Genomic DNA, 14891 nt, shown 5'->3' on the forward strand with positions numbered 1-14891 from the left:
AGCAAAAGCACGAAGGACCCATCGCCATGATGCGCTCGCTCTATATCGCCAAGACCGGCCTCGATGCCCAGCAGACCCAGCTGGACGTGGTCTCCAACAACCTGGCCAACGTCGGCACCTCCGGCTTCAAGCGCAGCCGCGCGGTGTTCGAGGACCTGATGTACCAGAACCTGCGACAGGTCGGCGGCCAGACCTCCGACCAGACGCGCCTGCCCTCGGGCCTGCAGGTGGGCACCGGCGTGCACGTGGTCGCGACCGAGCGCATCCACGCGCAGGGCAACATGACCAAGACCGACAACCCGAAGGACGTGGCGATCAACGGCGCCGGCTTCTTCCAGGTGCTGATGCCCGACGGCACCACGTCGTACACGCGCGACGGCTCCTTCCAGACCGACCGCGACGGCCAGCTGGTGACCGCCAGCGGCTTCCCGGTGCAGCCGGCCATCACCATTCCCCAGAACGCCACCAGCCTCACCATCGGCCGCGACGGCATGGTCTCGGTCACGCAAGCCGGCAGCACCGCGACCGTGCAGGTCGGGCAGCTGCAGCTCGCCACCTTCCTCAACCCCGCCGGCCTGCAGAGCCAGGGCGAGAACCTCTATGCCGAGACGGATTCGTCCGGCGCGCCCAACCAGCTGAACCCGGGCCTCGAGGGCGCCGGCATCCTGAGCCAGGGCTACGTCGAGGCTTCCAACGTCAACGTGGTGGAAGAGCTGGTCAACATGATCGCGACCCAGCGCGCCTACGAGATCAACAGCAAGGCGGTGCAGACCTCCGACCAGATGCTGCAAAGGCTCGCCCAGCTGTGATCGACCGCGCACGCCTTCATCGTTTCGGCGCCGGCGCGCTGGCGGCCCTGCTGGCCGCCGGCTGCGCGCAGGTTCCGCGCGAGCCGCTGGTGCACCAGCCGATGACGGCGCGCGCCAACACGTACGCGCCGCTGCCGGCGCCGCGCGCCACCGGCGCCATCTTCCGCGACGGGCCAAGGGCCAATGCACTGTTCGAGGACCGCCGGCCGCGCAATGTCGGCGACATCCTGACGATCGTCATCAGCGAGAAGGTCAACGCCAGCAAGAACTCGGGCGCCAATGCCAGCCGCAACGGCAGCCTCAGCGCCGCGTTCCCGACCATCCCCAAGCTGCTGGGCGGGCTGCTGGACAACCAGGACGCCAAGCTCTCGGGCAACAACGTCCTCACGGCCAAGGGCGGCGCCAACGCCAACAACACCTTCAACGGCGTGATCACCGTCACCGTCGTGGACGTGATGCCCAACGGCAACCTGCTGGTGTCCGGCGAGAAGCAGATGGGCATCAACCAGGGCACCGAGTTCATCCGCTTCTCGGGCGTGGTGAATCCGCGCACCGTCTCGGGCAGCAACACCGTGCCTTCCACGCTGGTGGCCGATGCGCGCATCGAGTACACGGCCAAGGGCTACATCGACGAGGCACAGCACATGGGCTGGATGCAGCGCTTCTTCCTGAATGTCATGCCGTTCTGATGGCTCACCAGGGGCGACACCCGCGGCCCGGCAAAGCCGGTTGCGCGGTGTCCCCCGAACGCGGCCGTTCCGGTGCCGCACTGAAAGAGAGAGTTTGTTTATGAGCTTGTTGCGATATTTGATGACCGGGATTGCAGCGCTGTGCGTGTCGACGTTTCCCGCCCATGCCGAGCGCATCAAGGAACTGGCCAGCATCCAGGGCGTGCGTGACAACCCGCTGATCGGCTACGGCCTGATGGTGGGCCTCGACGGCACGGGCGACCAGACCATGCAGACGCCCTTCACCACGCAGAGCCTGAACAACATGCTGCAGCAGCTGGGCATCAGCATCCCGGCCGGCGTGAACATGCAGCTCAAGAACGTGGCGGCGGTGATGGTCACGGCCACGCTGCCGTCCTTCGCCCGGCCGGGCCAGACCATCGACGTCACCGTGTCCTCCATGGGCAACGCCAAGAGCCTGCGCGGCGGCACGCTGCTGATGACACCGCTCAAGGGCGTGGATGGCGCCACCTACGCGATCGCGCAGGGCAACATGGTGGTCGGCGGCGCCGGTGCCTCGGCCAACGGCAGCAAGGTGCAGATCAACCAGCTGAGCTCGGGCCGCATCCCCGGCGGCGCGCTGGTCGAGCGCACGGTAGAAGCGCCGGTAGGCGGGGAGGGCACCTTCTCGCTCGAGCTCAACCGCTCCGACTTCGGCACCGCGCAGCGCGTGGTCGAAGCCATCAACCGCCAGCTCGGCCCCGGCATCGCCGATGCGGCAGACGCCCGCATGATCCGCGTGCGTGCGCCAGAAGCGCAGGAGCGCGTCGCCTTTCTCGCCCGCCTGGAGAACATCGAGGTCACGCCGATGCAGGCGGTCGCGCGCGTGGTGATCAACGCGCGCACGGGCTCGGTGGTGATGAACCAGGCGGTGCGCGTCAATGACTGCGCAGTGGCGCACGGCAACCTCTCGGTGGTCATCAACACCGAGCCGGTGATCAGCCAGCCCGGGCCCCTCTCGGGCGGCTCCACCGTCGTTGCGCAGACCTCGCAGATCTCGGTCTCGCAGGGCGGCGGCGCGCTGCAGATGGTGCGTGGCGGAGCCTCGCTCTCGGACGTGATCAAGGGCCTGAACAGCCTGGGCGCCAATCCGCAGGACCTGGTCTCCATCCTGCAGGCGATGAAGAGCGCAGGCGCGCTGCGCGCCGAGCTCGAGGTCATCTAAGTAGCATGGCGATGACCACCGACAACCGCAGCGCCGCGCTCGACCAGCGCTTCGCGCTCGACGTGCAGGGCGTCGACGCGCTGCGGCGCACCGTGCGCAGTTCGCCCGAGGAGGGGCTGAAGCAGGTGTCGCGGCAGTTCGAGGCGCTGTTCATGAACATGGTGCTCAAGAGCATGCGCCAGGCGGTGCCGCAGAGCGGCCTGCTCGACAGCCAGAACGAGAAGCTCTACCTCTCGATGTTCGACCAGCAGCTCACGCAGAACCTCTCGGGGCGCGGCGTGGGGTTGGCCGAGGCGATGCTCGCGCAGCTGAGCCGCGGGCTTCCATCGGCCGTGCCGGAGGGCGATGGCGATGCGCAGGGCATGTCGCTTGCGCCGCCGGGCGGCTTCGCGATCAAGCCCCAGGCGGGCATTCCGCTGGGCTCTTCGCCGACGCCGGCCACGACGCCGGCCACGGTGCCGACGCCGCGGCGTTCCGCGGACCTGAGCCTGTACCAGAGCAACGTCGAGCGCCCGCCCGCCACGGTGGATTCGCTGCAGGGCAAGGTCGATGCCTTCGTCGACCGCATGGGCGCGTCGGCGCAGGCTGCGAGCGAAGCCAGCGGTGTGCCCGCCCCGCTGATCCTGGCTCAGGCTGCGCTCGAATCAGGCTGGGGCAAGCGCGAGATCCGCGCCGACGACGGTACGCAGAGCTACAACCTGTTCGGCATCAAGGCCGATCGCGGCTGGAAGGGCCCGACGGTCGAGACCACCACCACCGAGTACGTCGATGGCGAGCCGCAGAAGGTGCGCGCGAAGTTCCGCGCTTACGGCTCCTACGAGGAAGCCTTCACCGACTATGCGAAGTTCATCACGCGCAATCCGCGCTACGCCAACGTGCTGGCCACCGACGACCCGGCCGCGGCCGCGCACGGGCTGCAGAAGGCGGGCTACGCGACCGATCCGCAGTACGGGAACAAGCTCGTTCGCATCATGCAGAAGTTCACCTAAGGATGTTGCTCTCCCCCAGGTTGGCTCACTTCGTGTAGCCGCCCACCCCCTCACCGGGGCCAACACCAGCGGGCCTGGCTTTGCCGGCCGAGTTTTTTGCAGGACAAGGAGGATAGTGAGATGAAGAACTGGAAGATCGGCGTGCGCCTGGGCATCGGCTTCGCGATGGTGCTGGCATTGCTGGCCATCGTCGCGGGCATCGGCGTGTTGCGCCTGCAGGGCGTGGGCGAGGCCATGCAGGAGATGGTGCAGCGATCGCTGGTGAAGGAGCGCCTGGCCGCTACCTGGCTGCAGAACACCAGCAACAACAGCATTCGTACCTTCTCGCTGCTCAAGAGCAACGACGCGGAGGTGCAGGAGTTCCTGCAGAAGAACATCACCAAGACCAGCGCGCTCATCTCCGAGACCCAGAAAAAGCTGGAGACGCTGCTGGACACGCCCGAGGAGCAGGCGATCAGCGCCGACATCAAGAAACGGCGCGGTGAATACGTGGGCCTTCGCAACGACATCCTGAAGCTCAAGGCCGAAGGCCGGCAGGACGAGGCGGCCCGGATCACCAACGAGAAGCTGATCCCGATGCTCGACGCCTACGACGCCAGCATCCGCAGCATGCTGACGCACCAGGCCGCCCGCATCGACCTCGCCGCCGGTTCCGTCGACGCGCTCTATCGCTCGGGGCGCATGAACGTGATCGTGCTGGCCCTGGTCGCGCTGGCGCTGGGCGCGGTGCTGGCCTGGCTGCTGACGCGCAGCATCACAGGCCCGCTCAACGAGGCGGTGCAGGTGGCGCAGACCGTGGCCGCCGGCGACCTGCGCAGCGAGGTGGTGGTGAAGTCGAGCGACGAGACCGGCCTGCTCATGCAGGCGCTCCAGGGCATGAATGCCAACCTGGCCCGCGTGGTGGGCGAGGTGCGCAACGGCACCGACACCATTGCCACCGCCTCGGGGCAGATCGCCTCGGGCAACCAGGACCTCTCGTCGCGCACCGAGGAGCAGGCCAGTTCGCTGCAGCAGACGGCCGCTTCGATGGAAGAGCTGACCTCCACGGTCAAGCAGAACGCCGACAACGCGCGGCAGGCGAATCAGCTCGCGCTGTCGGCCTCCGAAGTGGCGGTCAAGGGCGGCAGCGTGGTCGGGCAGGTGGTGGACACCATGGCCTCGATCCATGCGTCGTCCAAGAAGATCGTGGACATCATCGGCGTCATCGACGGCATCGCGTTCCAGACCAACATCCTGGCGCTCAACGCTGCGGTGGAAGCCGCACGCGCCGGCGAGCAGGGCAGGGGCTTTGCAGTGGTCGCTTCCGAGGTCCGCAACCTGGCCCAGCGCTCGGCGGCAGCGGCCAAGGAGATCAAGGGCCTGATCGACGACTCGGTGGGCAAGGTCGATGCAGGCACTGCGCTGGTGGGCGAGGCCGGCAAGACGATGGAAGAGATCGTGGGCAGCATCCGCCGCGTGACCGACATCGTGGGCGAGATCAGCGCGGCGAGCCATGAGCAGACGCAAGGCATCGAGCAGATCAACCAGGCGATCACGCAGATGGACCAGGTGACGCAGCAGAACGCGGCGCTGGTGGAAGAAGCCGCTGCCGCGGCGCAGTCGATGCAGGAACAGGCCGGCAGCCTGGTCGAGGCGGTGAGCGTTTTCAAGCTCGAAGAGCGCGCGTGCGCACTTGTTTTTGAGCGTGAGCCTCAAGACTGGCGCGCAACTGCCGATAACTGATCGAGCACCGCGCCGCCGGCCGGCAAGCCACCGAACCCGCGAATTTCTTCAGAGAGACCAGAACATGCTGAACATGACCCATGAATCCGCCCACCAGGCCGCGCACGGCTCGGTGGCTTCCCTCGCCTCCGGCGGCCGCCCGCTGGAGTTCCTGGCCTTCACGCTGGGCGAAGAGGAATACGGCATCGATATCCAGAAGGTGCAGGAGCTGCGCGGCTACGACGCGGTCACGCGCATCGCGAACGCGCCGGAGTTCATCAAGGGGGTGGTGAACCTGCGCGGGATCATCGTTCCGATCATCGACATGCGCATCAAGTTCGCACTGGGCACGCCGACCTACGACCAGTTCACGGTGGTGATCGTGCTGAACATCGGCGGTCGCGTGGTGGGGATGGTGGTGGACAGCGTGTCGGACGTGATCACGCTGAGCCCGGAGCAGATCAAGCCGGCGCCGGAGATGGGCGCTGCGCTGGACACGGACTACCTGATCGGCCTTGGAACGCTCGAAGAGCGGATGCTGATCCTGGTGGACATCGACCGCTTGATGTCGAGCGATGAAATGGGCCTGGTGGAAAGGATCGCCGCCTGAGCTGCCTGAGCTGCTGGAAGCCCACAGAGGCCCACGGCTCCGCGAGAAAATCATGAAAGCGTTCTACAACCTCAAGCTTGCGAGCAAGCTCCTCATTTCCTTTGCCGCCGTTCTTGCACTGACGGCTTTCCTCGGCATCTTCGCCGTCGTTCAGCTGGCGAAGGTGAACCGGATGTCGACCGAGATCTCGACCAACTGGATGCCTTCGGCGCAAGCGCTCCTGGACCTCAAGGCCCTCTCGGCTCGCTACCGCTCCGTGGAGATGCAGCACATCATGTCCACCACTGCGGACGACATGGCACGTTACGAGAAGACGATGACCTCGGTGTGGGACGGCATGCGAACGACACGCGAGCGTTATTCGCAGCTCATCAGCGAGCCTGCCGAGAAGGCGCTGTACCAGAAGCTCGCCGATACCACCGGCCAATACGCACAGGAGCACGAGAAGCTGGTCGCGCTGTCGCGCGCGCAGAGGAACGACGAGGCCGTGGCCCTGCTGCGAGGCGATTCGCTGCGTGTGAGCACGGAACTGAACACGACCATCGACCAGCTGGTGGCGCTCAACGTCGAGGGTGGCAACCAGGCCAGCGCCACGGCGGATGCGATCTACGCGCAAGGACGGATGTGGATCCTCGCCGTTCTGGCGGGCTGCATCGTGCTGGGCCTGGGCTTCGCGCTGTGGATTGCCCGCATCGTCTCCCGCCCGCTGGGTGAGGCAGTCCAGGTCGCGCAGTCGGTTGCAGCCGGCGACCTGACGAGCCGCATCGAGCCACGCAGCACGGACGAGACGGGTCAGCTGATGCAGGCCCTGAAGAACATGAACGAGAGCCTGGTGAAGATCGTCGGCCAGGTGCGCACGGGCACCGACACCATCGCCACGGCTTCGGGCCAGATCGCGGTGGGCAACCAGGACCTGTCCTCCCGCACGGAGGAGCAGGCCAGCTCCCTGGAGCAGACGGCCGCCTCGATGGAGGAGCTGACCACCACCGTCAAGCAGAACGCCGACAACGCGCGTCAGGCGAATCAACTGGCGTTGTCGGCCTCGGCGGTGGCGGTCAGGGGTGGCGACGTGGTCGGCCAGGTGGTGGACACGATGGGTTCCATCAATGCCTCTTCCAGGAAGATCGTGGACATCATCGCGGTGATCGATGGCATTGCCTTCCAGACCAACATCCTGGCGCTCAACGCGGCGGTGGAGGCGGCCCGCGCTGGCGAGCAGGGCAGGGGCTTCGCGGTGGTGGCCTCTGAAGTGCGCAACCTCGCGCAGCGCTCGGCGGCAGCAGCCAAGGAGATCAAGGGCCTCATCGACGACTCGGTGGGCAAGGTGGATGCGGGCACTGCGCTGGTCGGCGAGGCCGGCAAGACCATGGACGAGATCGTTGCCAGCGTCAAGCGCGTGACCGACATCATGGGCGAGATCACCTCGGCCAGCCACGAGCAGACGCAGGGCATCGAGCAGATCAACCAGGCGATCACGCAGATGGACCAGGTGACGCAGCAGAACGCGGCGCTGGTCGAGGAAGCGTCCGCCGCCGCGCAGGCCATGCAGGAGCAGGCCGCGGGCCTGGTCGAGTCGGTGCGCGTGTTCCGGCTGGACGCCCGGGGGCAAGAGCCCGCAGTGGTGGCCGCTGCAGCCCAGAGGGCAACAAAGGTGATGGCGCAGAAGCCATCCGCGCCGGTGCTCAAGGCGGCACCGCGGGCGATGGCGGCCAAGGCCCTCTCGAAGCCGGTCGGGAAGAGCGAGCCCGTGCTGCAGCTGGGCAAGGCGGGCGCTGCAGCGGGCGGCGACTGGACCGAATTCTGAATCGAGGAGACGTACCGTGAGTCTCAAGGATCTGAAAATCGGCACGCGCCTGGGCTTCGGCTTCGCGACAGTGCTGCTGTTGCTGGCCGCCATATCGGCTGTCGGAGTGCTGCGCCTGCAGAGCGTGGGCAACGCGACGGACCGCATGGTGCAAGGCGCCATGGTCAAGGAGCGGCTGGCGAGCGAATGGGCCAAGCTGCTGGGCACGGCCATCGTGCAGACCTTCGCGATGGCGAAGGCCACCGAGCCCGCGACCGAAGCGCATTTCGCCAAGGCGCGGCTCGAGACCTCGCAACGCATCAACCCGGTGCAGAAGAAGCTGGAGGAACTGCTGAGCGCGCCGGAGGAGAAGAAGCTCTACGGCCAGGTGGCGGATGCGCGCAAGATCGTCCTGGAGGTCCTGGCCGAGATCGTCAAGCTCAAGGCCGCCGGCGATGCAGCGGGTGCCAACCAGCTCGCGGACACCCGCTTCGCCGCGGCGCTCAGTGTCTATGAAGAGGCCGTGGCCCGGATTGCGGCCCACGAGCGCGAGCAGATCGATGCGACCACGGCCGGCATCACGAAGGACCACCAGAGCGGTCGCATGCTGATGATCGTGCTGTCGGCGGTGGCGCTGGTGCTCGGCGTGCTGTGCGCATGGCTGACTGCGCGCAGCATCACCCGGCCGCTCGGCGAAGCCGTCAAGGTCGCGGAGACAGTGGCGAGCGGCGATCTCAGCGCCCGCATCGAAGTGGACTCTCGCGACGAGACTGGCCAGCTCATGAACGCACTGCGCAACATGAACGCGAGCCTGGCGCAGGTGGTGGGCGAGGTGCGCATCGGCACCGACACCATCGCCACCGCCTCGGGGCAGATCGCCTCGGGCAACCAGGACCTCTCGTCGCGCACCGAGGAGCAGGCCAGTTCACTGCAGCAGACGGCCGCTTCGATGGAAGAGCTGACCTCCACCGTCAAGCAGAACGCCGACAACGCGCGGCAGGCGAATCAACTTGCGCTGTCGGCCTCCGAAGTGGCGGTCAAGGGCGGCAGCGTGGTCGGGCAGGTGGTGGACACCATGGCCTCGATCCATGCGTCGTCCAAGAAGATCGTGGACATCATCGGCGTCATCGACGGCATCGCCTTCCAGACCAACATCCTCGCGCTCAACGCGGCAGTAGAGGCGGCACGCGCCGGTGAACAGGGCCGCGGCTTCGCGGTGGTCGCATCCGAAGTGCGCAACCTCGCGCAGCGCTCTGCCGCAGCGGCCAAGGAAATCAAGGGCCTGATCGACGACTCGGTGGGCAAGGTCGATGCGGGCACTGCGCTGGTGGGCGAGGCCGGCAAGACGATGGAAGAGATCGTGGGCAGCATCCGCCGCGTGACCGACATCGTGGGCGAGATCAGCGCGGCGAGCCATGAGCAGACGCAAGGCATCGAGCAGATCAACCAGGCGATCACGCAGATGGACCAGGTGACGCAGCAGAACGCGGCGCTGGTGGAAGAAGCCGCTGCCGCCGCCCAGTCGATGCAGGAACAGGCCGGCAGCCTGGTACAGGCCGTCAGCGTGTTCAGGCTGAAGACCACGGAGCCGAGCCTCGGCTGAATCTATCCCCCAACAGGAATCTCATCATGAAGTCTCTATCGAATCTCCGTATCGGAACGCGCCTGGCGCTGGGCTTCGGCCTGGTGTTGGCCCTGACCCTGGCTTCCGCCGTCTTTGCGCTGATCAGCGCCAACAAGAACGCCGAGGCCATGCGCCAGATGATGGCGAGCCCGCTGGCCAAGGAGCGGTTGATCTCCGATTGGTACGTGCTGACGTACTCGGCCATCGCGCGCACCGCCATGATTGCCAAGACGACCGACGCGACGCTGCCGGTCACCTTCGCAGACGTCATCTCCGACAGTGTGAAGAAGGGCGCCGAGACGATGGCCAAGGTCGAGGCGCTGCTGGTGACCGACGGCGAGAAGGCCACCTTCAAGTCCATCGTCGACCTGCGGGCCAAGTACCAGTTGGCCAAGGATGCCGTGCAGAAGGCCAAGGCCGGCGGCGACGCGGCCGAGACCGAGCGCGTGTTCAAGGAAGTCTTCCAGCCCGCCGCCCAGGCCTACGAGAGCCAGGTGCTGGGACTGCTGGGGATGGAGCGCAAGGCCATCGACGACATGAGCCGCGCGATCGACGCGGCGAATGCGAGCAGCTTCAACCTGCGCATCGCGATGAACGTGCTGACGCTGCTGGCGGGCGGGCTCTGCGCCTTCCTGATCGCACGCAGCATCACGCGGCCGCTGAGCAAGGCGGTGAAGGTCGCCGAGACGGTGGCGAGCGGCGATCTCGGCGCGCGCATCGAGGTGCAGTCGCGCGACGAGACCGGGCAGCTCATGCACGCGCTCAAGAACATGAACGAAAGCCTGGCGCGCGTGGTGGGCCAGGTGCGCGCCGGCACCGACACCATCGCCACTGCATCGGGCCAGATCGCGGCGGGCAACCACGACCTCTCCGCGCGAACCGAGGAGCAGGCCAGCTCGCTGGAAGAGACCGCGGCCTCGATGGAAGAGTTGACCTCCACCGTCAAGCAGAACGCGGACAACGCGCGGCAGGCGAATCAGCTCGCGCTCTCGGCCTCCGAGGTGGCGGTGAAGGGCGGCAGCGTGGTCTCGCAGGTGGTGGGCACCATGGGCTCGATCAATGCCTCGTCCAGGAAGATCGTCGACATCATCGGCGTGATCGACGGCATCGCCTTCCAGACCAACATCCTTGCGCTCAATGCCGCGGTGGAAGCCGCGCGTGCCGGCGAGCAGGGCCGCGGCTTCGCGGTGGTCGCTTCCGAAGTGCGCAACCTCGCACAGCGCTCGGCGGCTGCCGCGAAGGAGATCAAGGCCCTGATCGACGACTCGGTGGACAAGGTCGAGGAGGGCAGCAGGCAGGTGGCCGAGGCGGGCCGCACCATGGAAGAGATCGTCGACAGCGTCAAGCGCGTGACCGACATCATGGGCGAGATCACCTCCGCCAGCCAGGAGCAGACCCAGGGCATCGAGCAGGTCAACCAGGCCATCAGCCAGATGGACCAGGTGACGCAGCAGAACGCGGCGCTGGTGGAAGAGGCCTCGGCCGCGGCGCAATCCATGCAGGAGCAGGCCTCCAGCCTGGTCGAGGCAGTGAGTGTGTTCAAGCTGGGCCATGACGAGGCGGCGGCCGTGGTGCTGGCACAGGTGCAGAGCAAGAGCCGTGCACCCTTGCCGGCGAAACGCGTCGCGCCGGCCATCAAGGGCCCGGCACCCGCGCCAGCCAAGGCGGCGCCCAAGGCGCTCCCACAGGCTGCAAGCGCGGCACCGGCTGGGGACTGGACAGAGTTCTAGCCCGATGAACCGGCAGCGCTCAACTTCCTGCGCTGCCCGCCGATAAACCATGGGTCCGGCCCGAGTTCATGGGCCCGCATGAAGGAAAAGAAAAATGCAGTGGTTCCAAAAGCTTCGTGTCGGCGTCAAGCTGATCCTCGCCTTCCTGGTGGTCGCGGCGCTCGGCGCAGCGGTCAGCGCACTCGGCATCTTTCAGATGAGCCGGATCAGCGCATCGACCGGAAGCCTCTACAACCATGAGATGCGCACGCTCGAGGCGGCGCAGTCGGCCAACATCCACCTGCTGTATGCCAGCCGCGCGCAGATGAGCCTGCTGTCGGCCTCCACGAAGGGCGAGCGCAATGCAGGCATTGCCGAGCTCAAGAAGGCCGGCACCGCGTTGGGCGAGCGCATGGCCCAGATCAAGCCGGTGCTGCTCGAGAGCGATGCGGGCACCAAGCTCAACGAGCGCTACGAGGCACTGGTGCAGCCGTTGCGCAAGCGCATGGGCGAGTTCATCGAGCTGATCTCGAAGCAGTCGCTCGACAGCTCGCAGTTCGACGGCCGCGTGGCCGAGGAAAGCACCCAGCTGCTGAAGGATTCACGTGCCGTCGAGGACGTGCTCGAACAGATGGTGAAGCATGCCGATGGCATGGCCAAGGCGAGCATGGAGGGTGCCGAGGGCACCTTCAAGACCTCGCGTCTGCTGTTGTTGGCCATGGCCCTGATGGGCCTGGTTGCCAGCGTGGGCCTGGGCGTGGTGGTGGCCCGCCTGCTGTCGCGCCAGCTCGGCGGCGAGCCGGCCTATGCGGCCGACGTGGTGGGCCGCATCGCGGATGGCGATCTCACGGTGGGCGTGGCGGCGCACGCGGCCGGCCAAGGCAGCGTGCTGCACTCGATCAAGCAGATGCAGGACCAGCTGACCGACGTGGTGGTCAGGATCAAGCATTCGAGCGACGCCATCGCCACGGCATCGGGCGAGATCGCCTCCGGCAACCAGGACCTCTCGTCGCGCACCGAGGAGCAGGCCAGTTCGCTGCAGCAGACGGCCGCTTCGATGGAAGAGCTGACCTCCACCGTCAAGCAGAACGCGGACAACGCGCGGCAGGCGAATCAGCTCGCGCTGTCGGCTTCCGAAGTGGCGGTCAAGGGCGGCAGCGTGGTCGGGCAGGTGGTGGACACCATGGCCTCGATCCACGCATCGTCCAAGAAGATCGTGGACATCATCGGCGTCATCGACGGCATCGCGTTCCAGACCAACATCCTGGCGCTCAACGCGGCGGTGGAGGCGGCACGCGCCGGTGAACAGGGCCGCGGCTTCGCGGTGGTCGCATCCGAAGTGCGCAACCTCGCGCAGCGCTCTGCCGCAGCGGCCAAGGAAATCAAGGGCCTGATCGACGACTCGGTAGGCAAGGTCGATGCGGGCACTGCGCTGGTGGGCGAGGCCGGCAAGACGATGGAAGAGATCGTGGGCAGCATCCGCCGCGTGACCGACATCGTGGGCGAGATCAGCGCGGCGAGCCATGAGCAGACGCAAGGCATCGAGCAGATCAACCAGGCGATCACGCAGATGGACCAAGTGACGCAGCAGAACGCGGCGCTGGTGGAAGAAGCCGCTGCCGCCGCCCAGTCGATGCAGGAACAGGCCGGCAGCCTGGTGCAGGCCGTCAGCGTGTTCAGGCTCGCTGAATGAGCTGAGGCCGCCAGGGCGCGCCTTCAACTTCGCCCGCCGCTGCCGATAAACAGGAAACGGGCCGGCCGCCGCGCCGCGCCCTCGGAACAGATCTCCCTACAGGTAAAGCAATGTCGATGTTCTATACCGGCCTGACCGGCCTGAGCGTGGCCCGCAGCGCGCTCATGACCACGGCCCACAACACCGCCAACGTCTACACGGCCGGCTACAGCCGCCAGACCTCGATGATCGCCAGCAACGGCGCCGTCGGCCTGGCGTCGGGCTTCGTCGGCACGGGCGCCCGCGTCAGCACGGTGGCACGCAGCTACGACACCTACCTCAACTCGCAGCTGAACGGCGCCGAGGCCTCGGGTGCCGCGCTTGCCAGCTACAACGCGCAGATCAGCCGCATCGACTCGCTGCTGGCCGACAAGACCTCCGGCCTGTCGCCGCTGATGCAGGGCTTCTTCGCCGGCGTGCAGGGCGTGGCCAACACGCCGGCCGACCCGGCGGCGCGACAGCAGCTCATCAGCGCCGCGCAAGCGCTGGCGAACAAGTTTCGCGCGACCGACCAGTACCTCAGCGACCTCAACACCTCGGTCAACGAGCAGATCCAGGGCAGCGTGGGCGAGATCAACACCTACGCCAAGCAGATCGCCACCCTCAACCACCAGATCGGCCAGATGAGCGCCGTGGCCGGCGGCCAGCCGCCCAACGACCTGCTGGACCAGCGCGACCAGCTGGTCAACCAACTGGGCAAGCTGGTGGACGTGAAGGTGCTGGAGCAGGACGGCGGCAAGTACAACGTCTTCATCGGCAACGGCCAGTCGCTGGTGCTGGGCGACCAGGCGATGTCGCTCAAGGCCGGCCCCTCGGCGGCGGACCCGACCCGCACGGCACTGTCGCTGGTGGGCATCAACGGCACGGCCACGGAGCTCGCCGACAGCGTGTTCAGCGGTGGCTCCGTCGGCGGGCTGATGGCCTTTCGAAACGAGACCCTCAGCACCTCGCAGAACGCCATCGGCCGCCTGGCCATGGCCCTCACCGGCACCTTCAACGACCAGCACAAGCTGGGAGTCGACCTCAACGGCGTGCTGGGCACCGACTTCTTCTCGCAGGCCGCGCCCGGCGTGTTCACCAACGCGCACAACAACGGCGACATGGTGCTCGGTGCCAGCATCACCGACGCCTCGCAGCTCAGCATCAGCGACTACTCGGTGGAGGTGAAGGACGTCGCGGGCGTGCTCAACTACTCGGTCACCCGCCTCACCGACAAGCAGGTGATCGGCACCTTCACCGGGTTCCCGATCAGCTTCGACGGAGTGAGCCTCAGCGTCGACAGCGGCACGGCCCAGGCCGGCGACCGCTTCCTGGTGCAGCCCACGCGCACCGGCGCACGCGATGTCGACGTGCTGGTGCTCGACCCCGCCAAGGTTGCCGCGGCGTCGCCGCTGATCGCAGGCAACACCGCCGGCAACCAGGGCACCGGCGCGCTGGGCGCTCCCACGGTCGACGCCGGCTACCTGGCCGCGCCGCTGGCAGCGCCGGTCACGCTGAACTTCGACGCCGCCACCGGCGAGCTGACGGGCTTTCCGGCGGGTTCGGCGGTGACCGTGACCTTGGCCGACGGGACGTCGAACGTCTATGCCGCCGGCGACCCTGTGCCCTACACGGCCGGCGCGTCGATGAGCTTCGGCGGGATCACCGTCAAGATGACGGGCGCGCCCGCCAACGGCGATACCTTCACCATCAAGAACAACAGCGGTGGCGTCTCCGATGGCAGCAATGCGCTGCTGCTTGGCGCGCTGCAGAAGAAGACTGTCATGGATGGCGGCACTTCCACCTTCGGCAGCGCCTTCGCGCAGCTGGTGAGCGCGGTGGGTAACCGGACCATGGAGATTCGCACGGCCGAGAAGACGCAGACCAGCGTGACGGAGCAGATCCGCGCCAGCCGCGATTCGATATCGGGCGTGAACCAGGACGAGGAAACCGCCAACCTGTTGATGTACCAGCAGATGTACCAGGCGAATGCCAAGGTGATCCAGACCGCCTCGACCATGTTCGACGCCATCCTCGGCATCAGCCACTAACCAGGCCGCAG

General features: G+C 66.9%; 11 protein-coding genes. All 11 read left to right on the forward strand.

Annotated features, from left to right (window positions below):
* Window positions 1-26: 26 nt before the first annotated feature.
* The gene (gene flgG, locus G3W89_RS08820; RefSeq protein WP_162573725.1) at window positions 27-809 is read left to right on the forward strand and encodes a flagellar basal-body rod protein FlgG; all 783 of its coding nucleotides are present in this window, start codon (window positions 27-29) and stop codon (window positions 807-809) included.
* Window positions 806-1498 (forward strand): flagellar basal body L-ring protein FlgH, encoded by a 693-nt coding sequence (locus tag G3W89_RS08825; protein ID WP_443083159.1) that lies wholly within the window; start codon window positions 806-808, stop codon window positions 1496-1498. Before flgG ends, G3W89_RS08825 begins: the two co-directional genes overlap by 4 nt.
* A gap of 100 nt (window positions 1499-1598) precedes the next feature.
* A complete protein-coding gene (locus G3W89_RS08830) occupies window positions 1599-2702 on the forward strand; it encodes a flagellar basal body P-ring protein FlgI (protein WP_162573726.1) in 1104 nt (367 codons plus the stop codon).
* Window positions 2703-2707: 5 nt separating this feature from the next.
* Entirely contained in the window at window positions 2708-3691 is a 984-nt protein-coding gene (gene flgJ, locus G3W89_RS08835) for a flagellar assembly peptidoglycan hydrolase FlgJ (RefSeq protein ID WP_162573727.1), read from the forward strand.
* Between the two features lie 120 nt (window positions 3692-3811).
* The gene (locus tag G3W89_RS08840; RefSeq protein ID WP_162573728.1) at window positions 3812-5413 is read left to right on the forward strand and encodes a methyl-accepting chemotaxis protein; all 1602 of its coding nucleotides are present in this window, start codon (window positions 3812-3814) and stop codon (window positions 5411-5413) included.
* A gap of 73 nt (window positions 5414-5486) precedes the next feature.
* Entirely contained in the window at window positions 5487-6002 is a 516-nt protein-coding gene (locus G3W89_RS08845) for a chemotaxis protein CheW (RefSeq protein WP_232076423.1), read from the forward strand.
* 52 nt (window positions 6003-6054) lie between these two features.
* Window positions 6055-7806, forward strand: a complete 1752-nt coding sequence (locus tag G3W89_RS08850; RefSeq protein ID WP_162573729.1) for a methyl-accepting chemotaxis protein — start codon at window positions 6055-6057, stop codon at window positions 7804-7806.
* 16 nt (window positions 7807-7822) lie between these two features.
* A complete protein-coding gene (locus tag G3W89_RS08855; RefSeq protein ID WP_162573730.1) occupies window positions 7823-9388 on the forward strand; it encodes a methyl-accepting chemotaxis protein in 1566 nt (521 codons plus the stop codon).
* A 26-nt stretch (window positions 9389-9414) separates the two neighbouring features.
* Entirely contained in the window at window positions 9415-11139 is a 1725-nt protein-coding gene (locus G3W89_RS08860) for a methyl-accepting chemotaxis protein (RefSeq protein WP_162573731.1), read from the forward strand.
* A gap of 94 nt (window positions 11140-11233) precedes the next feature.
* A complete protein-coding gene (locus G3W89_RS08865) occupies window positions 11234-12811 on the forward strand; it encodes a methyl-accepting chemotaxis protein (RefSeq protein WP_162573732.1) in 1578 nt (525 codons plus the stop codon).
* 116 nt (window positions 12812-12927) lie between these two features.
* Window positions 12928-14880 (forward strand): flagellar hook-associated protein FlgK, encoded by a 1953-nt coding sequence (gene flgK, locus G3W89_RS08870; protein ID WP_332107436.1) that lies wholly within the window; start codon window positions 12928-12930, stop codon window positions 14878-14880.
* Window positions 14881-14891 lie beyond the last annotated feature (11 nt).

The organism is Variovorax sp. PBL-H6 (assembly GCF_901827155.1).
Taxonomy (GTDB): Bacteria; Pseudomonadota; Gammaproteobacteria; order Burkholderiales; family Burkholderiaceae_C; genus Variovorax.